At 67.2% G+C, this 24,418-nt stretch carries 21 protein-coding genes; 12 read left to right on the forward strand and 9 right to left on the reverse strand.

What is annotated here, in order from left to right; genetic code table 11:
• Window positions 1–162 precede the first annotated feature (162 nt).
• Window positions 163–2,172: a PBP1A family penicillin-binding protein gene (locus Q8T13_21945; GenBank protein ID MDP3720434.1), complete on the forward strand. Its 2,010-nt coding sequence runs from the start codon at window positions 163–165 to the stop codon at window positions 2,170–2,172.
• Between the two features lie 23 nt (window positions 2,173–2,195).
• Here the strand turns inward: Q8T13_21945 and Q8T13_21950 are convergent, their stop codons facing one another.
• A complete protein-coding gene (locus Q8T13_21950; GenBank protein MDP3720435.1) occupies window positions 2,196–2,411 on the reverse strand; it encodes a type II toxin-antitoxin system HicB family antitoxin in 216 nt (71 codons plus the stop codon).
• A gap of 2 nt (window positions 2,412–2,413) precedes the next feature.
• On the reverse strand, window positions 2,414–2,599 hold the full coding sequence (locus tag Q8T13_21955; GenBank protein ID MDP3720436.1) for a type II toxin-antitoxin system HicA family toxin: 186 nt from the start codon (window positions 2,597–2,599) through the stop codon (window positions 2,414–2,416).
• Between the two features lie 727 nt (window positions 2,600–3,326).
• On the opposite strand from Q8T13_21955, the gene Q8T13_21960 reads away from it, so the two are divergent.
• The 5 genes from Q8T13_21960 (at window position 3,327) to Q8T13_21980 (ending at window position 7,828) form a co-directional block, all read left to right on the forward strand.
• Window positions 3,327–4,130, forward strand: a complete 804-nt coding sequence (locus Q8T13_21960; protein MDP3720437.1) for a succinate dehydrogenase — start codon at window positions 3,327–3,329, stop codon at window positions 4,128–4,130.
• A gap of 73 nt (window positions 4,131–4,203) precedes the next feature.
• Window positions 4,204–6,021 (forward strand): fumarate reductase/succinate dehydrogenase flavoprotein subunit, encoded by a 1,818-nt coding sequence (locus tag Q8T13_21965; protein ID MDP3720438.1) that lies wholly within the window; start codon window positions 4,204–4,206, stop codon window positions 6,019–6,021.
• Complete coding sequence (locus Q8T13_21970) at window positions 6,018–6,764, forward strand: succinate dehydrogenase/fumarate reductase iron-sulfur subunit (protein ID MDP3720439.1); 747 nt, start codon at window positions 6,018–6,020, stop codon at window positions 6,762–6,764. The genes Q8T13_21965 and Q8T13_21970 overlap by 4 nt, the downstream gene beginning before the upstream one ends.
• A 14-nt stretch (window positions 6,765–6,778) precedes the next feature.
• Window positions 6,779–7,282: a hypothetical protein gene (locus Q8T13_21975; protein MDP3720440.1), complete on the forward strand. Its 504-nt coding sequence runs from the start codon at window positions 6,779–6,781 to the stop codon at window positions 7,280–7,282.
• A gap of 231 nt (window positions 7,283–7,513) precedes the next feature.
• Window positions 7,514–7,828: a twin-arginine translocation signal domain-containing protein gene (locus Q8T13_21980; GenBank protein MDP3720441.1), complete on the forward strand. Its 315-nt coding sequence runs from the start codon at window positions 7,514–7,516 to the stop codon at window positions 7,826–7,828.
• Window positions 7,829–8,087: 259 nt separating this feature from the next.
• On the opposite strand, the gene Q8T13_21985 is transcribed toward Q8T13_21980, so the two are convergent.
• Together Q8T13_21985 and Q8T13_21990 are read right to left on the reverse strand one after the other, a co-directional pair.
• Window positions 8,088–8,486 carry a GxxExxY protein gene (locus Q8T13_21985; protein ID MDP3720442.1) on the reverse strand — a complete coding sequence of 133 codons (399 nt, stop codon included), beginning with the start codon at window positions 8,484–8,486 and terminating at the stop codon, window positions 8,088–8,090.
• A 305-nt stretch (window positions 8,487–8,791) separates the two neighbouring features.
• Window positions 8,792–10,024: a Zn-dependent hydrolase gene (locus Q8T13_21990; protein MDP3720443.1), complete on the reverse strand. Its 1,233-nt coding sequence runs from the start codon at window positions 10,022–10,024 to the stop codon at window positions 8,792–8,794.
• 53 nt (window positions 10,025–10,077) lie between these two features.
• Here Q8T13_21990 and Q8T13_21995 point away from each other — a divergent pair, with 53 nt between their 5' ends.
• Complete coding sequence (locus tag Q8T13_21995; GenBank protein ID MDP3720444.1) at window positions 10,078–10,905, forward strand: NAD(P)-dependent oxidoreductase; 828 nt, start codon at window positions 10,078–10,080, stop codon at window positions 10,903–10,905.
• A gap of 80 nt (window positions 10,906–10,985) precedes the next feature.
• Window positions 10,986–11,972: a magnesium transporter gene (locus Q8T13_22000; protein ID MDP3720445.1), complete on the forward strand. Its 987-nt coding sequence runs from the start codon at window positions 10,986–10,988 to the stop codon at window positions 11,970–11,972.
• On the opposite strand, the gene Q8T13_22005 is transcribed toward Q8T13_22000, so the two are convergent.
• Complete coding sequence (locus tag Q8T13_22005; protein MDP3720446.1) at window positions 11,939–12,679, reverse strand: pseudouridine synthase; 741 nt, start codon at window positions 12,677–12,679, stop codon at window positions 11,939–11,941. The two genes, Q8T13_22000 and Q8T13_22005, sit on opposite strands and share 34 nt — an antisense overlap.
• 19 nt (window positions 12,680–12,698) lie before the next feature.
• A complete protein-coding gene (locus Q8T13_22010) occupies window positions 12,699–13,196 on the reverse strand; it encodes a YajQ family cyclic di-GMP-binding protein (GenBank protein ID MDP3720447.1) in 498 nt (165 codons plus the stop codon).
• A gap of 35 nt (window positions 13,197–13,231) precedes the next feature.
• Here Q8T13_22010 and Q8T13_22015 point away from each other — a divergent pair, with 35 nt between their 5' ends.
• The 3 genes from Q8T13_22015 (at window position 13,232) to fdhD (ending at window position 15,639) form a co-directional block, all read left to right on the forward strand.
• Window positions 13,232–13,627, forward strand: coding sequence for a response regulator (locus Q8T13_22015; GenBank protein MDP3720448.1), 396 nt, complete (start codon window positions 13,232–13,234; stop codon window positions 13,625–13,627).
• A 65-nt stretch (window positions 13,628–13,692) separates the two neighbouring features.
• Entirely contained in the window at window positions 13,693–14,697 is a 1,005-nt protein-coding gene (locus Q8T13_22020; protein MDP3720449.1) for a TerC family protein, read from the forward strand.
• A gap of 9 nt (window positions 14,698–14,706) precedes the next feature.
• Complete coding sequence (gene fdhD, locus Q8T13_22025) at window positions 14,707–15,639, forward strand: formate dehydrogenase accessory sulfurtransferase FdhD (GenBank protein MDP3720450.1); 933 nt, start codon at window positions 14,707–14,709, stop codon at window positions 15,637–15,639.
• A gap of 71 nt (window positions 15,640–15,710) precedes the next feature.
• Here the strand turns inward: fdhD and Q8T13_22030 are convergent, their stop codons facing one another.
• Window positions 15,711–16,559 (reverse strand): DNA-formamidopyrimidine glycosylase family protein, encoded by an 849-nt coding sequence (locus tag Q8T13_22030; protein ID MDP3720451.1) that lies wholly within the window; start codon window positions 16,557–16,559, stop codon window positions 15,711–15,713.
• Window positions 16,552–21,153 carry a DEAD/DEAH box helicase gene (locus Q8T13_22035; protein ID MDP3720452.1) on the reverse strand — a complete coding sequence of 1,534 codons (4,602 nt, stop codon included), beginning with the start codon at window positions 21,151–21,153 and terminating at the stop codon, window positions 16,552–16,554. The genes Q8T13_22030 and Q8T13_22035 overlap by 8 nt, the downstream gene beginning before the upstream one ends.
• A 32-nt stretch (window positions 21,154–21,185) precedes the next feature.
• On the opposite strand from Q8T13_22035, the gene Q8T13_22040 reads away from it, so the two are divergent.
• The gene (locus Q8T13_22040) at window positions 21,186–21,458 is read left to right on the forward strand and encodes a hypothetical protein (GenBank protein MDP3720453.1); all 273 of its coding nucleotides are present in this window, start codon (window positions 21,186–21,188) and stop codon (window positions 21,456–21,458) included.
• A gap of 43 nt (window positions 21,459–21,501) precedes the next feature.
• Here the strand turns inward: Q8T13_22040 and Q8T13_22045 are convergent, their stop codons facing one another.
• A complete protein-coding gene (locus tag Q8T13_22045) occupies window positions 21,502–24,372 on the reverse strand; it encodes a protein kinase (GenBank protein ID MDP3720454.1) in 2,871 nt (956 codons plus the stop codon).
• Window positions 24,373–24,418: the final 46 nt, after the last annotated feature.

Below are 24,418 nucleotides of genomic sequence, written 5' to 3' on the forward strand. Positions count from 1 at the left end.
GCTAGGGTGCCTAGGGTGCCTAGGGTGCCTGAAGTGCCTAAAGTGCCGACGGCCTGCTCAACATTAGCACCCTGGGCACGTTAGGCACCCCAGGCACCCCTTAGGCACCGTATTTTTCAGGTATGGCGTTTGCTTTCTCATTCGAGAGAAGTGACAAACACCATGACCGCCCGCGTTGTTCCTCGCGTCCTTCTCGTCCTCCTCAGCATCGCTGCCGTGGCGACCGGGTACGCGATCTGGCAGATCAAGGCCGACGTGGATCGCGCCACGGCACGTCTCACGCTGGATCCGGGTCCTGTGTCGACCGTGATCTTCGATGCGCAGGACCGGCCGATCTCCGCGCTCTACCGTGAGCATCGCCTCCCGGTGTCGCTGGAAGAGATGTCGGATGACCTGGTCCAGGCCGTGCTCGTGACCGAAGATCGCCGGTTTTTCGAGCACGATGGCATCGATCGCCGGCGGATCCTGGCATCGATGGTGACCAACCTTCGCGAAGGCCGAATCACACAGGGGGCCAGCACCATCTCTCAGCAGTTGGCGCGGGCGACCGGGCTCGATCGCAGCCGCACCTACAGCCGTAAGCTGCGCGAGGTGTGGCTGGCGCAGCGGCTCGAAAAGAAATACGGCAAGAAGGCCATCCTGCAGGCGTATCTCAATCACGTCTACCTGGGCGACGGCTACTACGGCGTCGAGGCGGCCTCGCTCGGCTACTTCGCGAAGCCGGCGGCGAAGCTGACGGCCGCGGAATCGGCAACCCTGGCGGCGCTCATCAGCCGGCCGTCGGGCTATACGCTGCGCCGCACGCCGGCGCGCATCCGCGACCGGCGCGACTGGGTGCTGCGGCAGATGTTCGAGGCGCGCTATCTCGACCCGGCTGAGTTCGGCACCGCGATCGCCACGCCGGTCAACTCCACGCTGGCCAGTGCCGCCGTGCGCGCGTCGATTGATCCGTCAGCCGTAACCCAGGGCCCGTACTTCGTCAGCCTGGTCACCGAGGAGCTGTATCACCAGTTCGGCGTCACGAAGGCGCTCACCGGTGGACTGCGCGTCTATACGACGCTCGATACCGATGTGCAGCAGTTTGCGGAGGCGGCGGTCGCGAAGCGGCTGACCGAACTTGACCGGCAGGGCACGGCGGGCGAGCCGCTGCAGGCGGCGCTCGTGGCCATGGAGCCGACGACCGGCTACGTCCGCGCCATCGTCGGCGGCCGCGATTTCACCGAGAGCCCCTTCAATCGGGCGACCCAGGCCAGGCGCCAGCCAGGCTCGGCGTTCAAGCCATTCGTGTTCGCGGCGGCGCTCGAGGCGGGCTTCTCACCCGGCACCACCCTTGACGGCCTGGACGCGACTATCGACTCGGCGCAGGGCGCGTACTTGCCCGGCGGCGAGCACGAGGTGGATTCGACGACGTTGCGGTCGGCGCTGATGTCGTCGAGCAACCGCGCGGCCGTGCACCTGATGCAGCGCGTTGGCGTGCGCTCGACCGTCGACCTGGCGACTCGCGTCGGCCTCGAAGAGATGCCGGCCGTGCCGTCGCTGGCGCTCGGCACCGGCGAGGTCAGCCTGCTCGACCTGACTTCTGCTTACACGGCGTTCGCCAATGGCGGCGTGCTGCAGCCGCCGGTGCTGATCCGGCGCATCGAAGATCGCGACGGCCGGGTCTTGTTTCGCGCCGACGAGCAGGGCCGCCGCGTCTTCAGCGAGTCAACGGCGTTCCTGATGTCGTCGATGCTGTCGGACGTGGTCGATCACGGCACCGGCTACGGCGCGCGCCGGGACGGCTTCCGCCTGCCGGCCGCCGGGAAGACCGGCAGCACCGACGATCATGCCGACGCGTGGTTCGTCGGGTTTACCTCGCGCCTGGCTGCCGGCGTGTGGATCGGCTTCGATCGGCCGCAGCCGATCATGCGCCGCGGCTTCGCGAGCGTGGTCGCGGTGCCGGTGTGGTCCGGCTTCATGAAGGCGGCGACGGTGGGGAACAAGGCGGAGTGGATGACAAGGCCGGCGGGCATCAGCCGCATTCGGCGCTGCCAGGAATCGGGCGCGCTGGCGACGGATTATTGCGAGTTGCACGGCGCGGTCGCCGACGACCTGGTCGCCATCGGCCGCGCGCCGGACCTGTGCCCGCTGCAGCACTCCGCGTCGAGCGCACCGCCACCGCCGCAGAACTGAGCGCGGGAACGCCGCTTTAGGGGCTAGGCCGGAACGACGACGTACTCGGCAAAGGACGTGGACGCGGGAACCGGCAGCTTGTCTTCGATGAGGCCATCCACATGCATTTGGATGGCCTCGTACATCCGCCGTTCGGTCTGCTCCCGTGTCGCCCCGGTGGCGACGCAGCCTGGCAAGTCTGGCGAATACGCCGAGAAGTTTCCGCCGGCCGTTTCGATGACGATCAGGAATCGATGCATGCTTAACCCTTGAGCCCCGCCTGCTTCAGAATTGCCTGGCGCCAGGTCGTCCGATGGTGCCCAGCGATGGTGACGCGCCCGGTCTTGGTCGGGTGCTTGAACTGCCGGTGACTGCCCTTGGTCGCCACCTCGCGCCAGCCGTCGGCCTCGATCAGCTTGATGGCCTCACGTACCTTCGGCACGTGCATATCTTATATGACCACACCCCAGTTTGCCCCTCCATCGAGCACTGCCATCGCCCCAGAACCTGAGAGCTGAACCGCGCGCAGAGCGCCTTTGAGGCTCATAGTCGGATCGTGTGCGTTGCTGACCCTCATGGCGAATGGGCCGGTAAGCGCGATGCAAAAGAGCCGAACCATTTACTTCGCACCATCGCCTCCTATTGTCGAGCGCCTCCTGCCGGGCGATGAGATCGTCGTCATCCAGAAGGCGCTGACGACACCGTTCGTGCCGTCACCGAGCGCCCGTGAATCTTTCGACGCAGAGATCCGGCGCCTCGCCGGTTCGTCCGGACGGCTCGAATCTGTCGTGAGTTCGGATGGCGGCCGCGTGTGGCCGTTGCCGAGCAACTTGATCGGCCGCCAGCTCGCCGAAGTTACCGCGGCGTTGGTGGTTAGAATTCCGGGACGGGGTGGAGTTCAAGAAAGGGACACACGAATCTGTCGAGCGCGAGCCTGGTCTTGCTTATAGTGCTCGCAATCGTGGTCGTGACTGTCATAGCCGCGCTTGCTGCGATGGCAACGGGCAACTACGACGTGCCCTGACCGTCGCGCGGGAGGCGAGCGGCCGGCCTATTCGTGCAGGGGCAGGGCAAGCGCCAGCCTCGCAGGCGCCAGGCGACTCTCCATGGCCGCCGCATTGAGTTGATATCTGCCGCTTCTGCGGCTAGGCTTAGGCCTTTGTGAGGCGGCCTTCATGCAGGTGATTCCGGTAACGGCCGTTCACCGTGGCTTCGGGACAACGTCCCGCAAAGACACGTGGTGGGCGGCACCTCTCGGTGTTTTCATCGGTCTCTCGGCCTTCGTTGTTTACGCCACGTGGGCGGCGTTCCAGGGTGAGCATTACCACTACGGACCGTACCTCTCGCCGTTCTATGCGCCAGAGTTGTGGGGGGAGTCGCAGCATGCCTGGTTCGGCCCGAGGCCCGGCTGGTGGCCCGCGGTCATCCCGTTCTCGCCGGCGCTGCTGATTCTGCCGTTCCCGGGCGGGTTCCGCTTCACCTGCTATTACTACCGCGGCGCCTACTACAAGGCGTTCTGGGCCGACCCGCCGTCGTGCGCGGTGGGCGAGCCGCGCAAGAGTTACCTCGGCGAGAACTCGTTTCCGCTGATCCTGCAGAACGCCCACCGCTTCTTCATGTGGGTGGCGATCGTCTTCATCGGCTTCCTGGCCTACGACGTCTGGGTGGCCATGTGGTTCACCAACCCCGTGACCGGCGCCAGGGAGTTCGGCATCGGCGTCGGCACCGTCGTGCTCGCCGTCAACGTCGGCCTGCTCGCCAGCTATACCTGGGGCTGCCACGTGCTTCGCCACATCGTCGGCGGGTTCAAGGACGAGGTCTCGAAGTCGCCGGCCTGCGACATGGCGTACTCGTGCGTGACCAGCCTGAACGTGCGCCACCAGTTGTTCGCGTGGTGCAGCCTGTTCTCGGTGATGGGGGCGGATGTCTACGTCCGCCTCTGCTCGATGGGCTACATCACGGATCTGAGGCTCTTTTAGTGGTGCGCCAAGACGCTTCCCCCTGCGGCCGCTCCGTTGTCGCGACCGTGCTCTCTTACGCGAGGTCCCTGTAATGGCGGCCCACGCAACTTACTCCTACGACGTCCTGGTGATCGGGGCGGGCGGCGCGGGTCTGCGCGCGGCGATTGAAGCGGCGGGCGCGGGCGTCTCGGTCGGCCTGATCTGCAAGTCGCTGCTCGGCAAAGCCCACACCGTGATGGCCGAAGGCGGCATGGCTGCGGCCATGGCCCACAACGACGATCGCGACAGCTGGAAGGTGCACTTTGCCGACACCATGCGTGGCGGCCAATACGTCAACAACTGGCGCATGGCCGAGATTCACGCCAAGGAGGCGCCCGACCGCGTCCGCGAGCTCGAGGCCTGGGGCGCGGTGTTCGACAGAACGCCAGACGGCCGCATCAACCAGCGCAACTTCGGTGGCCACCGCTATCCGCGCCTGGCCCACGTTGGCGATCGCACCGGCCTGGAGCTGATCCGCACGCTTCAGGATCACACTACTTATCTCGGTGTCACCGTGCACATGGAGCACACGGTGATCGAGCTGATCCTGGACGGGGGGCGCGCGGCCGGTGTGCTGGCGTACGACCGCGAGCGCGGCCGCTTCCACGTGTTCTCGGCCAAGGCCATCGTCATGGCCACCGGTGGCGCGGGTCGTGCCTACAAAATCACCAGCAACAGTTGGGAAGGCACCGGCGACGGCCACGCCCTGGCGTATCGAGCCGGCGCTGAGCTGATCGACATGGAGTTCATCCAGTTCCACCCCACGGGCATGGTGTGGCCGCCGAGCGTGCGCGGCATCCTGGTGACCGAGGGCGTGCGTGGCGAGGGCGGCGTACTGCGCAATAGCGAAGGCCGCCGCTTCATGTTCGACGACATCCCCGACAACTACAAGCCGCAGACCGCCGCCGATCCCGAAGAGGGCTGGCGCTACGTCATGCAGGACAAGACCGCGCGGCGTCCGCCAGAGCTGCTGACCCGCGACCACGTGGCTCGCTGCATCAACCGCGAGGTGAAGGCCGGCCGCGGCTCACCCCACGGCGGCGTGTTCCTCGACATCGCGTGGATCAAGGAGAAGATCTCCGACGCGCCTGGCCACATCAAGCGCAAGCTGCCGAGCATGTACCACCAGTTCAAGGAACTGGCCGACCTCGACATTACGACGACGCCGATGGAAGTGGGCCCGACGACGCACTACATCATGGGCGGGATCAAGGTGGACGCCGACTCGCAGGAGTCGACCATTCCGGGCCTGTTCGCGGCAGGGGAGTGCGCGGCCGGCATCAACGGCGCCAACCGCCTGGGCGGCAACTCGCTGTCGGACCTGATCGTGTTCGGCAAGCGGGCGGGTGAGTACGCCGCGCAGTTGGCGCGCAAGAGCGCCCAGCCCAAGGTGGATGATGGCGCGGTGGAGCGCGCGCTCAAGGCATCGCTCGAGCCGTTCGAGCGCGGCAGCGCCGGCGAGAATCCCTACAAGGTGCAGCAGGACCTGCAGGAGGCCATGCAGGAACTGGTCGGCATCGTCCGCAACGAAGAGGAGATGCAGGAAGCCGTGCAGAAGCTCGTCGGCTTCAACGAGCGCGCATCGCGCGCCGGCATCGACGGGCACCGCGAGTACAACTCGGGCTGGCACACCTGCATCGACCTGCGGAACCTGTTGGACTGCGCCGAGGCGATTGCCCGCTCGGCGATCGAGCGCAAAGAGAGCCGTGGCGGCCACTTCCGCGAGGACTATCCAGACAAGGTCGCCGAATTTGGCACCTTCAACATCGCGACGAAGCGTCAGCCGGACGGCTCGATGAAAGTGTCGCGCCTGCCGTTGAAGGAGATCCCGGCAGAGCTGAAGCAGGTCATCGAGGAGCAGAAGCAGTGAGCCAGGCCACTTTTCGCATTTGGCGCAGCGAGCCCGGCGGCGGCTCCGGCAAGTTTGTCGACTACACGACCGAGATTTCTGAAGGCATGGTCGTGCTCGACGCAGTTCACAAGGTGCAGGCGGAACAGGCGCCCGACCTGGCGTGCCGCTGGAACTGCAAGGCCGGCAAGTGCGGATCGTGCTCGGCCGAAATCAACGGCAAGCCGCGGCTGATGTGCATGAGCCGGCTCAACTCGCTTGACCTGAACGAGCCGGTGACGGTCGAGCCCATGCGCACCTTCCCGTTGATCAAGGACCTGGTCACCGACGTGTCGTGGAACTTCCGGGTGAAGAAGGGCCTGAAGAAGTTCAAGCCCCGCGCGCCCGACGCGCCCGACGGCACCTGGCGCATGGCGCAGCGGGACGTAGACCGGGTGCAGGAGTTCCGCAAGTGCATCGAGTGCTTCCTGTGCCAGGACGTGTGCCACGTGCTGCGCGACCACGACAAGCACGAGGAGTTCATCGGCCCGCGCTTCTTCGTCTATTCCGCAGCCCTCGAAATGCACCCGCTCGACAGCGACGACCGGCTGCTGGACCTGAAGGACAAGAACAACATCGGCTACTGCAACATCACCAAGTGCTGCACCAAGGTGTGCCCCGAGCACATCCACATCACCGATAATGCGATCATTCCATTGAAGGAGCGGGTCGTTGACCGCTTCTACGACCCGGTGACCCGGCTGTTGCGAATGATCACCGGTTAACCCAGGGAGGCTGCATGTTCAACCTCAAGCGGCTTTCGACGTCGGCCATTCCATCGGCGCTGGCCAAGGCCGAGCGCTACCGGCTCTTGAACGAGCCGGAAGAAGCGCAGAGCATCTGCGAAGACGTGCTGCACGCCGACCCGGCCAATGCCGATGCCGTGCGGACCTTGCTCCTCGCCCTCACCGATTCGTTTCCCCACCAGGACGGCAAGACCGTGAGCCGGGCGAAGGACCTGGTGGCCAGGCTTCCGTCCGAGTACGAGCGGGCCTACTTCGGCGGCCTGATCGCCGAACGCCGGGCGCGCGCGCTGCTAGGCAAGGGCGGTGCGGGTCGCAGCCGGCCGGCCGGCGACCTGCTGCGTGAAGCGATGCATGCGTTCGAGCGCGCCGAGGCCGTGAAGCCCGCCGACAACGACGATGCGTTGCTGCGGTGGAATGCGTGCGCGCGGTTGTTCGAGCGTCATCCGGAGTTGATGACGGTGGACGACGAACGCACCGCACCGGTGATGTTGGAGTAGGGGTCGCGGTTCGCACATTTCGCCACTTTCATGGACAAACGATTGCAACCGCGCTGATTGTAAAATCGTATCCTCTGCGTGCAACGACAGAGGGGAAGCACCGGGTGGGGCATCGCCTTGCAAGCCGCAATGTCCCCGCCCGGTTTTTTTGTTGGTCGCGGTATAATGCTGAACAGACGGGCTTTAGCCCAGCTGTTGAAGACCACAGCGCTTTCAGGAGATCACTTGCCCATGTTCGAAAATGTGAACGGTTCGGGCCTCAATCGGCGCTCATTCCTCCGCGGCTCGGCCATGTTTGCGGCCGCCATCGGCGTGTCGGTCATTCCCGCGTTTGCGCAGGAGCAACAGCCGCCACCCAAGCCGGAAGAAGAGAAGAAGAAGGAAGAGCCGAAGGATCCGTTTGCCGACGGCGACGCGAAGGACGAGAAGAAGCTGGTCGACGCCGAGGGCCGCGAATACCGCGTCTGCCCGCAGTGCGCCTACAACATGTACAAGCAGGGCCGCATGTGGGTGTGTGAGAACTGCGGATACAGCTACGTAGAGTAACCAGCCGCTTCCGCTAGATTCGACAGACGCCCGGTTCCCGCTTGGGGGCCGGGCGTTTTGTTTTTTTATGGGTGGGATTGAGTTGTCCGCAGATTACGCCGATTACACCGATTGGGTGGACCCGCGGCGCCAGGCTTTGCCTGGCGCGAGGCAAGACGGCAACGGGCGAGAATCAAGAGACCGCAAACGACCAGACGTCTCTTGATTTCGCCCGTTGCCGTCTTGCCCGGCCCGGAGGGCCGGCCGCGGGTCCGATCACTCACGCGTTTGGCGTCCACACAATTCGCCGGTACTCGAGGCTCCGCGCGCCGAAGTTCAGCAGCAGGCCGCGCTGCGCGCCAGAGGCGCGGAGGTAGTTGATGACCTGCGACAGGTGGACGGGCGACAACTCCGCGACGGCTTTCGCCTCGACGAGCACCTGCCCGCACACGAAATCTACACGGTAGTTTGTCGGCAGGCGCTCGCCCTTGTAGTCGATTGGCAAGGCGACTTCCGGCCAGAACTGGATTGAACGGAGCCGAAACTCAATTGCGAGTGCGGCCTTGTAGACTGCTTCCAGATAGCCACATCCGAGTTCCCGGTGCACCGCCATGGCTGCACCGATGATGTCGTAGGTGTCTTGATCGCGCTGAGAGGGCTGGATGGATGTTGTCGACATGCCACTTGTTCAAGCACGCGGCGTGCCTCACGAATTCTCTCCAGAATCGCGTTTGACGGTGGGCGAGTGCGCAGTTGTTGCGATAGCGCCGGCGAAACGGCGGCTCAATTTTTGCCATCGGGACCGCGGCCGGCCCTTTGGGCCGGGCAAGACGGCAACAGGCAAAATCAAGAGACCACAAGCAGCCCGAAGTCTCTTGATTTCGCCTGTTGCCGTCTTGCCGAGCGCCAGGCGAAGCCTGGCGCCGCGGTCCGCCGAGGCGGGCCATGAATCGGCGTAATCCGCGTAATCTGCGGACAACAAGATCAGGAGCTAGCCACCGTCTTCTCAACCAGGCGCAGGAACGCCGTGATGGTCTTCTCGAGGTGCGGCTCGGGTGTGTCCTCTTCCTTGCAGTGTGACAGGCCGTTCGCGGAATACGCAAACATCATGACCGTCGGCATGTGCGGCACCATCTCCGCCGCGTCGTGCAACGGGCCGGACGGCAGCAGCGGCGCGTCGCCAGTCGCCTCGCGGACGGCCTCGGTGCAGAGCGCAATCAGCCGCGGATCGAACGGCCGCGGCTCGATCCGCCACAGCGTTCGCCACTCCACGCCCACGTTGTTGTGGCGTGCCGCCTTGCCCGCCGCCTCACGGGCATCGGCCAGCATCTGCGCCAGCACGGACGCGTCGAGGGCGCGCTGATCGAGCGAGATCTCGCAGACCCCGGGTACGGCCGTGACGATCCCCGGCTCCACCTTCACCGTGCCCACCGTGCAGACGACCCGGGCATCGGGCGTGGTGTGCTTGACGGCGATCTCCCTGAACGCCAGCGCGCTTTCCGCCGCCGCCAGGAACGCGTCGCGCCGCATCGGAATGGGCGTGGAACCCGAGTGCGCGGCCTGGCCGGTGAACCGCAGCAGGTGGCGCTCCACCCCGAATGTCCCGAGGACGACACCGGCCGGCTTGTTCAGTGCCTCGAGCACCGGCCCCTGCTCGATATGCAGTTCGAGATAGGCCCGGGCATCGATCGCCTTCAGGAACGCCTGCGCCTCGTGCATGCGCGTCAGCTCGACGCCGTTCTCGCGCAACGCGTCCACCAGCCGGGTGCCGGCCTTGTCGGCCAGGTGCTCGACCTCGGAGACCGTCAAGGCCCCGCCGGCAGCAGAGGAGCCGAGCAGGCTGCGGCCGAAGCGAGCGCCCTCCTCGTCGGCCCAGTCCACCACCTTGATCGTGACCGGCGGTCGCCGGTCCTTGAACATACGCAGTGCCTCCAAGCCGGCCATCATCCCGAGCGTGCCGTCGAGCCAGCCGCCGTTCGGCACCGAGTCCAGGTGGCTGCCGATGATGACGGTCCGATCCGACTCGCCCGGCAGGGTGGCCCAGACGTTGCCCGCCGCATCGACCTCGGGCGTGATGCCGAGGGTGGCCAGCTTGCCGCTGAACCACTGCCGGGCCTCGCGCCACACCGGTCCCCACGCCAGCCGCTGCGCGCCGTCGGGGGTCGAGGTGAGGGTGGCCACTTCTCGCAGGTTGGCGATGACGTCACGAGCGCTCATGACGCGAGAGTATACCCAAGGCGCATGCGTGGCTGGCCTAGAATGGCCGGGTCATGTCCCTCAAGCACCGAACCCTCTTCATCACCGGCGCGTCTCGCGGTATCGGCCACGCCATCGCCCTGCGCGCGGCCGCCGATGGCGCCAACGTCGTGATTGCCGCCAAGACCGTTGACCCGCACCCGAAATTGCCGGGCACCATCCATACGGCGGCGGCCGATGTTGAGGCGGCCGGCGGGCAGGCGCTGGCCGTGGCGGTCGACATTCGCGACGAGGCGCAGGTGGAAGCGGCCGTCGCGGCCGCGGTGGCGCGTTTCGGCGGCATCGACATCCTTGTCAACAACGCCTCGGCCATCAGCCTCACCGGCACGGTCGAGACGCCCATGAAGCGCTTCGACCTCATGCACCAGGTCAACACGCGCGGCACCTTCTTGTGCTCGCAGAAGGCGATTCCGCATCTGCTGAAGTCGCCCAACCCCCACATCCTCAACCTCGCGCCGCCGCTGCCGTCGATCACCGAGGCGAAGTGGTTCGCGCCCCACGTGGCCTACACCATGGCGAAGTTCGGCATGTCCCTGTGCGTCCTGGGGATGGCCGAAGAGTTGCGAGGGCAGGGGATTGCCGTCAACGCGCTGTGGCCAAGGACGACGATCGATACCGAGGCCATCCGGCTGATTGCCGGACAGGCCGCGCGCAAGATGACCCGCTCACCGCAGATCATGGCGGATGCGGCGCACTGGATTCTCTCGCAGCCGAGCCGCGCATACACCGGCCGGTTCGCGATTGATGAGGACGTGCTGCGCGAGTCCGGCGTGACCGACCTGTCGCGCTATCGCGGTGAGGGGGTCCGGGAAGAGGACCTGATGCCGGACTTCTTCGTGTAACAGAGCCGAACGGGTCGTCCCGTCTCAAGATATTTGTGACAGCCAGATACCGGCGGCTGAAATCACGAATATTGTAGGGCATGCCTGCTGCTCTGCTCTCTGCCGCCCAGTTGCACGAGCCCATTTTGCCCCTGGCTCGGCCCCCGCAGGTCGTCCTTGCGCCGACCCAGACCATCGACGAGGCGCTCCGGGCCATTCGCTCGGCCGCTTCGGCCAGCTCGATCCACTACCTGTACGTCGTCGATCAAGACGCCCGGCTGGTCGGGGTGGTCCCGACCCGGCGGTTGCTGACGGCGGAGCCCCATCAGCAGGTCAGCGAAGTGATGGTCGACAACGTGGTGGCCATACCGGACTGGGCGACGGTCTTGATTGCGAGCGAGTACTTCGCGACGCGGCGGTTACTGGCGTTTCCGGTGGTCGATGGGAAGGGCGTGCTGCTCGGGGTCGTCGACGTGGGCTTGTTCACCGACGAGGTGATCGACCTGGCTCGCCAGACCTACGACGACATCTTCCAGCTGATCGGCGTGCATGGTACGGCCCAGCGATCGACCATGGATGCGTTCCGCGACCGCTTTCCCTGGCTGCTCTGCAACATCGTTGGGGGGCTGATCGCGGCCTTCATCGCCAGCCGCTTCGAACACCTGCTGCAAGAGGTGGTCGTGCTGGCCCTGTTCATTCCGATCGTGTTGGCGCTTGGCGAAAGCGTCAGCATGCAGGCGCTCAGCCTGACGCTGCAGAGCTTCACCGACGGTCCCTTTGTGCCAAAGCGCCTGGCCGCGGCCTTGTGGAAGGAATTTCGGACCGCGGTCTTGCTTGGCCTGGGCTGCGGTGGTGTGGTCGGGGGCGTGGTCGTGGTGTGGCGCGGGGAAATGATGGTGGCCGGGGTCATCTTCGCGGCGATCGCGCTGTCGATGGTCGTCGCCTGCCTGCTGGGTGTGGCGTTTCCGGCCTTGCTCAAGTACGCCAAGGCCGACCCGCGGATTGCGGCAGGCCCGGTGGTGCTGGCGGTGGCGGACGTGGTGACGTTGTTGTTCTACTTCGGGCTGGGCGCCCGCTTCCTGGCCTGAGGCCGTCCGGGAAACGCGCGGCGCAGTTCGGCGGCGGTGACTTCGCGCCACGTCCCAGGCGCCAGCGTGCCCAGCGCCAGGCCGCCGTACTCCACGCGCCGCAGCCGCGTCACCGGATGGCCGGCGGCGGCCAGCATGCGGCGCACCTCGCGGTTCCGGCCTTCGGTCAACGTCACCACCAGGTGGCTCTCACGATTTGACGCCTTGCGAAGTGCGGCGGCGGCGGCCGTGAGCCGCTCGCCATCGACAAGAATGCCGCGCTGCAGGACCGGGATGGTGGCCGGTTCGACGCGTCCCTTGACGGTGACCAGGTACACCCGCGGCACACCGGACGCCGGGTCGGTCAACCAGTCGGCGAAGCGTGTGTCGTTGGTGAGGATCAGCACGCCGCTGGTGGCGAGGTCCAACCGGCCGACGGGCATCACGGGCACCGGCACACCCTCGAGCAGGTCGAACACGGTCGTGCGGCCCTCCGGATCCGATCGGGTGGTGACCACGCCCCGTGGCTTGTGCAGCACGATGGTGCAGGGGCGAGGCGCGGGCGCGGCCTGGCCGTCGATGGCGATGGCGGCGCGTTCCGGGATCACCAGCTGGCCGGGATTGGTGACGCGCACGCCGTTGACGGTGACCCGCCCCTCGGCCACCAGGGCGCGAGCCTGGGTGCGGCTGGCGAGCCCCAGTTTCGAGACCGCGCGCTCGAGTGGCACGCGCCCCCGCCGGGCCTGACTAGCGGTAGTTGCCAAACTGGAGCGAGACCCCGAAGTCCTTGCCGCGCAGCGCCTGCATGGCCTCCTGCAGTTCGTCCTTCGACCCCGACGTCACGCGCACCTGGTCCGCCTGAATCTGCCCCTGCACCTTCTTCTTTGACTCCTTCAAGTGCTTGACGATGTCCTTGGCGGCATCGCTTGGAATGCCCTGTTGCAGCGTAATCACCTGCTTGACCGTGCTGCCGGACGCCGCCTGGATTTCTTCGCGCTTCAGGTTCTTCACCGGCACGCCGCGTTTAATCAGCCGCGTCTGCAGCACGTCCCACACCGACTCGAGCTTGAAGTTGTCCTCGGCGGTCAGGGTCAGGGTGTTGGCCTTGGCGTCGAGGTCGATGGCGGCGCTCGACCCCTTGAAGTCGAAGCGCTGGGCAATTTCCTTGCGTGCCTGGTTGACGGCGTTGTCGACCTCGGGCATGTCGATGTTCGACGTGACGTCGAACGAATACGTGGTGGCCATGAACGGATCCTAACTGATTGGTATACTCGGCGCGAGTGCCCGCTGACGCCCGCCAGCCCCTCGTCCTCGTCGTCGACGACTACGCCGACGCCCGCGAGATGTACGTCGAGAGCCTGCTGGTGCTGGGCTTTCGCGTCGCCGAGGCGTCGAACGGGGTCGAGGCGGTCGAGAAGGCCCGCGACCTGGCGCCCGACGCGATCCTGATGGACCTGTCGCTGCCGGGCATCGATGGCTGGGAGGCGACCCGCCGGATCAAAGCCGATCCCGCGACGCGCCACATCCCGATTGTCGCCATGACCGGTCATGCGCCGGGGCATGCGGCCGACCGGGCCAAGCAGGCCGGCTGCGATCGCCTGCTGATCAAGCCCGCGCTCCCGGACAAGGTGATGGCCGAGGTCCGCCAGCTCCTGGGACGCGACCCCTCGCTCTAATAATCGTCCTTCGGCGACGAAAAAACCTAAGTATTGCTGCCGCCGCCCCCACGTACGCTACTTGGGTGATTCTCTTTCCGATTGCCGACTACTGGTGGTTCTACGCTGCGTTTACCGGCTTCATCCTGGTGCTGCTGGCCATCGACCTGGGGGTGTTCAACCGCAAGTCGCATGTCGTGTCGATTCGCGAGGCCGCGAAGTTCAGCGCCCTCTGGATCTCGCTGGCCCTGATCTTCAACGTCCTGTTCTACTACTACGCGCTGAACAAGTTTTCGAACGATCCGCGCCTGCTGGCGACTCCGGGCTTCGACCCGGCGGCGGCGGCCGCGCGGATCGCCCTCGAGTTCCTCGCCGGCTACGTCGTCGAATACACGTTGTCGGTCGACAACATGTTCGTGTTCGTCGTGATCTTCTCGTTTTTCAAGGTGCCATCGCAGTATCAGCACCGGGTGCTGTTCTACGGCATCCTGGGCGCGCTGGTCTTCCGGGCGACGTTCATCGCCATGGGGTCGGTGCTGCTGTCGTATCACTGGATGATCGTCCTGTTCGGCGTGCTGCTGATCTACACCGGCTTCAAGATGCTCGGCCACGATTCCGGGGAGATGGATCCGAGCAAGAATCCGCTGGTCCGCTTGACGCGCCGCCTGATGCCGGTCTCGGACCAGTTCGACGGCAAGCACTTCTTCTCGAAGATCGACCGCAAGTGGCACGCGACGCCGCTGTTCCTGGCGCTGATGGCGATCGAGATGAGCGACATCGTGTTCGCGATCGATTCGGTGCCGGCCATCTTCGCGTTGACCCGCGAGCCGATGATCGTGTTCACGTCGAACGTGTTCGCCATTCTCGGCCTGCGGTCGCTGTATTTCGTGCTGGCGGGCATGGTCGCCAAGTTCACGCTGCTGCGGTACGGCCTGGCCGGGGTGCTGATGTTCATCGGCCTCAAGATGATCTGGCTGAACCAGTACTGGGGCGGGCACTTCCCGATCGTCTGGTCGCTGGCCATTATCGGCACGCTGGTCGGCGGTTCGATCATCGCCTCGCTGTTCGTCGGCCGCGACAAGGCGGCGTAGACTAGGAAGGTGCCAAAGGTGCCAGGGGTGTCCGCCTCCGCGGCCAACGGCCGCTACGGCGAGACCTCGCCGAAGCTCGCGCCCAAGGGCCGGGCGAGCGAAGGCGGGCCAACTGTGCCAACCATGCAGGCCGGAGCCCGGGACGTCATCATCCACCGCGTCGGCGAGGCCGCGCCGGTGTCCGACCGCGTGGCGGTCGAGGAGCCGATGGAGGTGCGCGTCAATGGCGCGCCGTTCGCGGTGATCATGCGCACGCCGGGCGCCGACCGCGACCTGGCCGCCGGCTTCCTGCTGGCCGAGGACGTGATTCGCTCAGACGCCGAGATTGGCGCGATCGAGTACTGCGCCGCTCCGGACGATGACGAGCGCGAGAACACCATCAACGTCACGGTCCTGGGCGAGGCGGTGGCGCGACTCGACGCCCGCCTGGGCGATCGCCGGCAGGTGATGATGACGGCGTCGTGCGGGCTGTGCGGCCGGCGGACGATCGAATCGCTGCGCGCACGCGTGTCGGCGGTGGCCGGGCAGTGGACTGTGCCGGCCAGCGTGCTCGCCGCACTGCCCAATCGGCTGCGCGCCAGCCAGGCGGTGTTCGAGGCGACCGGCGGCCTGCACGCCGCTGGATTGTTCGACCGGACCGGAGCCCTGCAATTGTCGGCCGAAGACGTCGGCCGCCACAACGCCGTGGACAAGATTGTCGGCCGCACCCTGCTGGCGGGTCAGCATCCGCTGGACGATCGGCTGCTGCTCGTGTCGGGCCGCACCTCATTCGAGCTGGTCCAGAAGGCGCTGCTGGCCGGCGTGCCGCTGATTGCGGCGGTGTCGGCGCCGTCGAGCCTGGCCATTGATTTAGCCACCGAGGCCGGGATCACGCTGTGCGGCTTCGTCCGCGGCGCCGGCTTCAACATTTACAGCCACCCACAACGGATCAGCCACGGATAGAGCAGCCACAGATTAAACGCCGATTAGGCACAGATCGAGAAAACCCAACTTCCTATCTGTGTTTAATCGGCCTAATCTGTGGCTTTCTTATCGGTGGCCTGGCAAGTGGGACACCAATACGTGGCCCTGGCGTCGAGGCCCATCTTCTTTGAGGCGATCGCCGCGCCGCAGTTGCGGCATGGCTTTCCTGCGCGGCTATAGACCCACAGGCTGTCTTCGGGATCCGACCGCCGGTCTGCGCGCCGGAGCGATCGATAGGTCTGGATCGCGGCCGGCGTGCCGTCCACCACGTTGGCTTGCAGCAGCGAGCGCGCCAGGTCCATCACGCGCTCGAGCGCGTCCTGCGCGACGCCACTCGCGGGCGTGTCGGGGTGAACCCCGGCGAGAAACAACACCTCCGATTTGTAGACGTTGCCGATCCCCGCCACCAGCCGCTGATCGAGCAGCGCCTGCGCGATTGGCAACGCCCCGGCGGCCCGCACGCGGCGGATGGCCTCGTCGCGATCGAACGTGGGCTTGAGCAAGTCGGGTCCGAGCGCGGCGACCGGATCGGTCGACACCAGTTGCTTCGCGGTCACGAACTCCGCTACCGGCACGTCGAACGCGACCGTCACCCAGTCGGCCGTGTCAATCCGCACCCGCATGGCCTGCGGTCCGCGCCACCAGCGCTCGCCGTGCCGATAGACATGCCACGAGCCGTTCATCCGCATGTGCGTGCGGAGAACCAAGTCCCCCTCGAAGACGATCAGGACATGCTTGCCGGCCGCCTCGCACCGCTCGATCATCCTTCCCGCGATCGGCCCATCGTCGTTCACCCGCGCCAGGTGCGCGTAGGCGGTGTCGAAGTGGGTCGCGCGATGGCCCGCCAGCACCTTCTGCAGCGTACGAGCCGTCCGGAAGATGGTGTCGCCTTCAGGCATCCTCAGGCTCGTCTTCAGGATCGGCCGACGCGCGGCGTTTCGAGACACGCAACTGCAGGCCCATGCCGGTCGCAGAGAAGCCGTGCTCCAGCAGATACTGGCTGGACGAATCCTCCGCGGCGGGTTGCCCGTTGATCTCCGCGATCAGCCACCCGCGCCGCTCGTCCCGGGCGTGGCCGGCAATCCTGACGAGTTCCCGGGCGAGCGCGCGGCCCGCGTGCGATCGCTCGGGCTCGTCTCCAGGCAGCGACACCACCAGGTGGCGATCGCCGCGGCCAATCCAGGCGACCAACTGGCCATTCACCAGGACCACGCGCGAACCGGCGGTGCGGGTGGCCTTCTCGAGCGGCCACGGGATCAGGATGCCGTACGGATTCGCCGGGTCGGTGGCCGACAGGGTAATCGTGGCGTCGCTGGTGGCGGCGTCACGGGCATCGCGCAGCAGATCGACCGCGCCCGGTTGCGCGAACTGCGCGGCACCGAGCCCGGCCACGAAGTATCCCCGCCGGATGCGGCCGGTCTCTTCGAGCCTTCGCAACACCGGATAGAGCGCCGAGAAGCCGCCCGGGAGTTGTTCGATGACGGCGACATCGCGCGTGACCACGCCGTGCCGCATCAGCAACTGATTGGCCATGGCCGCGGCCCACGTCGTCGGCGTGCCGTCAGCAACCGGCGCGAGCGCCCAGCGCCCCTCGGCCGATGGCGGCACCAGCCGCCGCGATCGAAAGGGCGCACGGCCCGCCCGTCGCGACCGTTCGGGCGGCGCCGTAAACGCCCGCAGCGCGTGCAGCGTGTCGTTGGTGACCAGTCCTTTCCAGACCAAGTCCCAGAGCGCATCCAGGGTCTCCTGCGGGAAGCCGCCACCCGCGGCCTCGTGCAGAGGGCCGAAGAACGACGCCCCTTGCCGGGCCAGGAACGCGACGATGCGCGCGTCGCGATCGGCGAGCCCTGACTCTCGCGCCGGATCCAGGGCGGCGGGGGGCCGCAGCTTCGCCACGTGGTCGGTTAGATAGAGCGCGATGCGGCCATCGCGTTCACCGAGTGACTCGACCCCGACCCAGGTCACTTCGCCGGCGCCCATCAACGTGTCGAGCATCGCCGGCGCGTAGTCATGGACACGGGCCGCCAGCACCTCGCGGTCGACGAGCGACGCCACCAGCGGGACTCCCTGCAACTGCTCGATCGCATCAAGGAGGCCGTCGAGGCCCGCGCGCGGCCGCGCCAGGCCATGCCAGCGGACCAGGAAACGCCCGAGGGCTCCTGCCTCCACCGGCTCCACTTCCTGTCGCAGCTTGGCCAGCGAGCGTTGGCGCACGCTGCGCAACACCTCGGCGTCACACCACTCGCGTCCGCGGCCGCCAGGGCGGAACTCACCGTCGATGACGCGTCCCAACGCGCGCAGGCGCACGAGCGTGGCATCGACGACGGCGACACCCAGGCCGAGACGGGTACCGAGGTCGGCGCTGATGAACGGCCCGTGCGTGCGCGCGAACCGGCGCACCAGGTCGCTCACGGGATCGGCGACCGATTCGAGCAGCGCGTCGGGCAGGCCCGGGGGGAGCGGCGTGCCGACCGCGTCACGGAACCGCGCAGCATCCTCCACCGCGATCAACCTGGGCTCGCCGGCGATGCGCACTTCGACCGCTCGGCGGGTTGACGTCAGCTCGGCGATCGCCACCGCCGCTACCGTCGGCTCGCTGCGCGCGGCGATCTCGTCTCGCGACAGGTCGCCGAGGCGCAGCAGCAGGTCGTGGACGGCGTCGGTGGACCGGGCGTGAAACCGCTCGGGCAGGTGCTGCAGGTCGGCTTCCAGTGATTCGAGCGCGCCGGCGTCGAGCAAATCTCGCAGGCCGGTGTCGCCGATCAGATCGCGCAGCTGCGACTGGTCCACCGACAGGGCCTGCGCGCGCCGCTCGGCCAATGGCGCATCGCCGTCGTAGATGTAGTTGGCGACGTACCCGAACAGCAGCGACGTCGAGAACGGCGACGGCTTGGTCGACTCGACATGCACCACGCGGATGCTGCGGCTGCGCACGCGCGTCAGGATGTCGGTGAGGGCCGGCAGGTCGAAGATGTCGCGCAGGCACTCGCGATAGGTCTCGAGGATGATCGGGAACGACCCGTAACGGGCGGCGACCGCCAGCAGGTCCGACGCGCGCTTGCGCAGTTGCCAGAGCGGCGTGCGGGCGCCGGGGCGGCGGCGGGGCAGCAGCAGGGCGCGGCCGGCTGCTTCCCGGAACCGCGCCGAGAACATCGCCGTCGCGCCGAGCTGGCGGACCACCTGCTCCTCGACCTCGTCCGGATCCGGCAGCAGCAATGCCACGTGCGGCAATCGTTCGCCATCCGGATACCGCACCACGAACCCATCGTCGGACCACATCACCTCGACGTCCACGCCCGCTTCGTCGCGGATGCGGGCGGTGACGGCCATGGCCCACGGGGCATGCACGCGGCTGCCGAGCGGCGACAGCACCGCGACCCGCCAGTCGCCCAGGTCATCGCGCGACTGTTCGACCAGGATCGTGCGGTCGTCGGGCACCGTGCCGGCGGATGCTTCCTGATCGTCGAGGTACTGCATCAGGTTCGCGCTGGCCATGGCATCCAGGCCATGGTCGGCTTGCAGAGACTGGAGCGCCACGGCCCGCGGGCGCTTGCGCAGCTCGCGAACCAGCTTACCGATCGCCATCCCGAGTTCGACCGGACGTCCAGGTCCCTCGCCCTTCCAGAACGGCATCTTGCCCGGCTGCCCGGGAGCGGGGGAGACCAGCACGCGATCGTGGGTGATCTGATCGATGCGCCAGGTCGAGGCGCCCAGCAGGAACGTTTCACCCGCGCGCGCCTCGAACACCATCTCTTCGTCCAACTCGCCGACGCGCGCCTTGTCCTTGTCGGCGCCGGTGAGGAACACGCCGTAGAGGCCGCGATCGGGAATGGTGCCGGCGTTGGCGATCGCCACGCGCTGCGCGCCCTGGCGTCCCGTCACCGTGCCGTTGACCCGATCCCAGGTGAGGCGCGGCCGCAACTCGGCGAAGTCGTCCGAAGGATAGCGGCCCGACAGCATGTCGAGCACGCCGTCGAAGATGGCGCGGCTCAACTCGGCAAACGGCGCCGCGGATCGGACGACGCGGAACAGTTCATCGACCGCCCAGCGCTCCATCGCCACCATCGCGACCAGTTGTTGCGCGAGCACATCGAGCGGGTTGCGCGGGTAGCGCGACGATTCCACCTTGCCGCTGCGCATGGCCGCCGTGACTGCGGCGCATGCCACCAGGTCGCCGCGGAACTTCGGGAAGATGATCCCTTCGCTGACCTCGTTGATCGAATGGCCGGCGCGGCCAATGCGCTGCAGTCCGCTGGCCACCGACGGCGGCGCCTCGATCTGGATCACCAGGTCGATCGCCCCCATGTCGATGCCGAGCTCGAGGGACGAGGTCGCGACCAGCCCGCGCAAGTGCCCGCCCTTCAGCAGGTCTTCGATCTCGGTGCGCTGCGCCCGGGCCAGCGAGCCGTGGTGGGCGCGCACCAGCGCTTCGCCGGCCAGTTCGTTCAGTGCGCCGGCCAGCCGTTCGGCCAGGCGGCGGCTGTTGACGAACAGCAGCGTGGAGCGATGGGAGCGAATCAGCTCGAGGAGCCTCGGGTGGATCGAGCTCCAGATCGACTGGGCCACCGGCCCGCGCGACGCCGGTCCGCTCGGCTGCTCCGCCGGCTTGCCCATGGCCGCCATGTCTTCCACCGGCGTCTGCACCGTGATGGCAAGCTTCTTCGGCGCGCTCGCATCGATGATCGTGACGGGCCGGTAGCTAACGGCGCGATCCTCCTCGAATTCCGAGTGCACCGAAGCGCCGAAGTCTGGCTTCGGTGCACGAGTCTTGAGCGAGCGATTCGACTTCGGAGAAGTCGAACCGCGAGTCGAAAGAGTGGTTGCCTTTTGGGCAACCGCCCCGCCGAGAAACTTCGCCACCTCCTCCAGCGGCCGTTGCGTCGCCGACAGCCCAATGCGCTGCAACGGCTTCGCGACCAGCCGCTCCAGCCGTTCGAGCGACAGCGCCAGGTGCGCGCCGCGCTTGCTCGGCACCAGGGCGTGAATCTCGTCGAGGATGACGGTTTCGACCGACCGCAGGCTGTCGTGCGCGTTCGACGTCAGCAGCAGGAACAGCGACTCCGGCGTCGTAATCAGGATGTCGGCCGGCGCGCGCTGGAACCGGGCCCGCTCGGCGGCCGGCGTATCTCCCGTGCGGACGGCAATCGACGGCACGTGAAACGGCAGACCGCGGCCGGTGGCCACATTGGCAATGCCCGCCAGCGGCGCGCGCAAGTTCCGCTCGACGTCCACCGCCAGCGCCTTGAGCGGCGAGATGTACAGCACCCGGCAGCGCCGTGTTGCGTCGGGCACCGGCTCGAACATGAGCCGGTTCAACGACCACAAGAATGCCGCGAGTGTCTTGCCGCTGCCGGTCGGCGCAAGAATCAGCGTGGATTCGCCGCGTGCAATCGCCGGCCACCCACGCTTCTGCGGTGTGGTCGCGTCGGCAAAGACGGCGCGAAACCACTCGGCCACGGCCGGATGGAAGTTCGACTGGAGCGGGTCAGCCACTCCCTCCATTCTGTGTCATAATCAGCGGCTACATGGGTGACGCTGGCGAAGGCCTTATTGACGCTGAAGCGCGCTTGCAAGAGCGCATGGACGAACTCGAGGAGAGCCGCAAGGTCGCGAAGGACAAGGGCCCCAAGGTCGACCCCGAGATTGCGCGGCAAACCGAATCGCTGCGACTGGCGCGGACCGAACTGCAGCGCCAGCTCGAGCTGACGACCCACGCGGTGCGTCGCGAGCAAATCGGCCACGCGGTGGCCGAAATTGAACGCCGCCTCGCGGACGTCGGGGCCAAGAAGAAGAAATAGAAAGACGCCGGGTTGAATTTCGCCCGACGCACTGACGAGAAATTCAACCCGGCGTCTTCAGCTCCTCCGCAAACGCGAGCGGCGACTGGGGACGCTCGCTCCGGTCGAACGCGATGGCGCGGCGAATGGCCGCCGCCATGAAGTCGGGCACGTCGCTCATGTCGATCGCGGCCGGTCCGGCCGCCTGCTTCATTCCAATATCGAAAAGTGAGGCGCCCCCGTAGGGCAGCCTGCCCGTCAGCATCTCAAACGTCATCACGCCCAGGCTGAACACGTCAGCGCGGGCGTCCACGCTTTCGCCCCGCAACTGTTCCGGCGCCATGTAGGCCGGCGTGCCGACGATGGTGCCGGCCCCGGTGAGGGTGCCGCCCCCGACCGCCCCGGTGTTGAGCTTGGCCACGCCGAAGTCGACCACCTTGGGGCCCGTGCCGCTTTCGGGCAACAGGATGTTCTCGGGCTTGAGATCGCGGTGAAAGATGCCCGCCTTGTGCGCCGAGTCGACGCCGCCGGCAATGCCCGCCAGCAGTTCGGCCGCGCGTGCCGGCGTCAACCGCCGTTCGCGCTTCAGTAGTTGCCGCAGGTCCTCGCCCGGCACGAACTCCATCACCAGGAACGCGGCGCCGTCGCCGAGCGTGCCGTAGTCGAACACCGTCACCACCGAGGGGTGCTGCAGGCGCGCCACGATCTGCGACTCGCGCCGGAAGCGCTCGCGCGAATCGGGATCGGCGAGCAGGTCCCCACGCACCACCTTGATGGCGACCGAGCGCTCGAGCCGAACGTCCCACGCCCGAAAGACCGCCCCCATGCCGCCCTGGCCGACCATGGCGTCAACCCGGTACTTGTTGTCGACCAGGGCGCCGACACCAATGGCCGGCGTGCTGCGACCGCTCTCCACGCGCAGGGTGGGCGTGAACGCCTGCGTGCCGCCGGGTGCCTGCGTGGCGTTGGCCTGTTGCCGTAACCGCGACAAGTCGAGCGCCACCCCCATCTGCACGGCAATGCCGCGCAACAGCTCGCGATCCTCCGGTGTGTATGGCTCCTCGGATCGTTTGGGGCCGAGCGCGATCAGGCCGACGAACGGCCGCGGTTCGCTGCCATCCCTCGACTCCGCTCGGGACACGCCTGCGAAGATCGGCACCAGGAGCGCGGCATTCGCTTCGGCCAGCCACCGGCGGTCGGCCGGCGGCACCCGCGCCACCGGCGACTGCTCATCGTCCAGGAAAATCTCCAGCGGCTTGTCCGACCATCGCAAGAGCGTGATGATGCCGCTGTCGGCTGGCAGGGGAGTGGTGCTGACATGCAATGCCGTGACTGGCTCGAAGGCGCCGCCCTCGCCAGGCACTGCGCCCGGCGAGGTCTGTGCCGCGCGCGCAAACACCGCCACGCCCTCGGGATGGAGCGCGGTATCGATTTGCCCAACCACCATCGCCACCAGCTCGCGCGGATTCTCTTCGTAGGGCACGCGCGCGGCCAGCGAGACCAGGATCTCCCGCGCGTCGTACTCGGAGCGGAAGAAATGCTGGTCGAGCCACCGCTGCGCCGCGACCCGGTAGCGCAGGCCGAGGCCGAGCATGGCGAGGCAGACCAGGTAGAACAGCGGGCGGCCGCTGACGATCATCGACAGCGACATGTCACGCTGCTGCACGAGCGAGGCCACGAGCGCAATCACCGGCAGGACGACCAGCACCGCCAGCGTGCGCCGCGCGAACGCATACTGAAGGCTGCGTCGCAGCACCGTGCGCGGGCTGAAGACGTGCCGCACCGCCACGGCATAGGGCAGGCCGAAAGCGGGCAGCAGGACGATCGCCTGCAGCACGGCCTCGAGCAGCCACGGCAGTTCCATCGGCCGGCCGAGCAGGCCCGACAACAGCGGGACGCCGGTCTTGAGCGCGTAGGCGAAGACTGCGGGCACGCCGGTAAACACGACGATCTGGATGCGGCGCCGCTCGTTGGCGTCGAGGTTGGCGCGGTAGCGGCCAATGCCTTCGATCACGATCAACACGTTGGCGCCCAGGCCCAGCGCGAAGCAGGCGTCGAAGGTCCAGGCCCGCGCGGCAATCCAGGTGAGCGCCGGCAGCGCCGCATCCACGCCCAGCAGGAACGCCGCGCTGATGCTGCCGATGACGAGCATCGGGAGCGCGGCCGCGACGACCGCGGGGACGATCCAGCGATGGCGATCGAGGATCTCGGCGCGGTGCGGAAAGAACAGCACGGCCAGTCCGATGATGGGGAACGACAGCGCCGTGATGATCCAGTTGAAGATCAGCAGGATGGTGCCGAGCATCGGGATGGCCTGCGCGCTGCCGAGCAGCGGCCCGCCGTTGGCGGCCGCGGTCACGATCAAGGCCAGCGTCATCAGCATCGCCGTGGAGCCGCGCGCGCCGAGCGCCAGCAGCGTCGCCGCGCCGGCGAGAAACGCCGTCATTTGCGCCAACGGTCCGGCGTGCAGGCGCAGCCAGGTGCCCCACGTCGCGCCGGCCATCGACCAGATGGCGGGTTGCTCGACGACGACTTCGCGCGTCGTGCCCGTGGCCGCGCTGGTAATACTGAGTGCGAGCGGCGCGCCGGGGCGCTGTTGCTGCAGCTCGCGCCAAATGCGCAGGCGGTCGGCCGGGTCGGGTGGCAGCGTCCTGAGGTGGTCGCCCACGCGAATGCCGGCGCGGTCGGCGGCGCCCCCGGGCCACACGCGCATGACGGTTACGGGCTGGCCGGCGGCGGCGCGCACGTCGGGAGGGCGAATGACCGCAACCGGCCGCGGCTCCGCGAGCACGCCCATGACGTTCTCGCCGGAAACGGCGAGTCCGGCGCCGGCGGGCCACAGGTGGGGCCGCAGGATGAAGGCCTGGACGACCAGGCTGGCGGCCGACAAGGCGAGCACCGCTCCGACAATCAGCCGTTCCGAGGAGACCCGCATGCAGGTGCGATTGTAGTGCGTGTGATATCCTTCACAAGCGCGCAGA

The sequence above is a fragment of the Acidobacteriota bacterium genome, assembly GCA_030697165.1.
Taxonomy (GTDB): Bacteria; Acidobacteriota; Vicinamibacteria; order Vicinamibacterales; family UBA2999; genus 12-FULL-67-14b.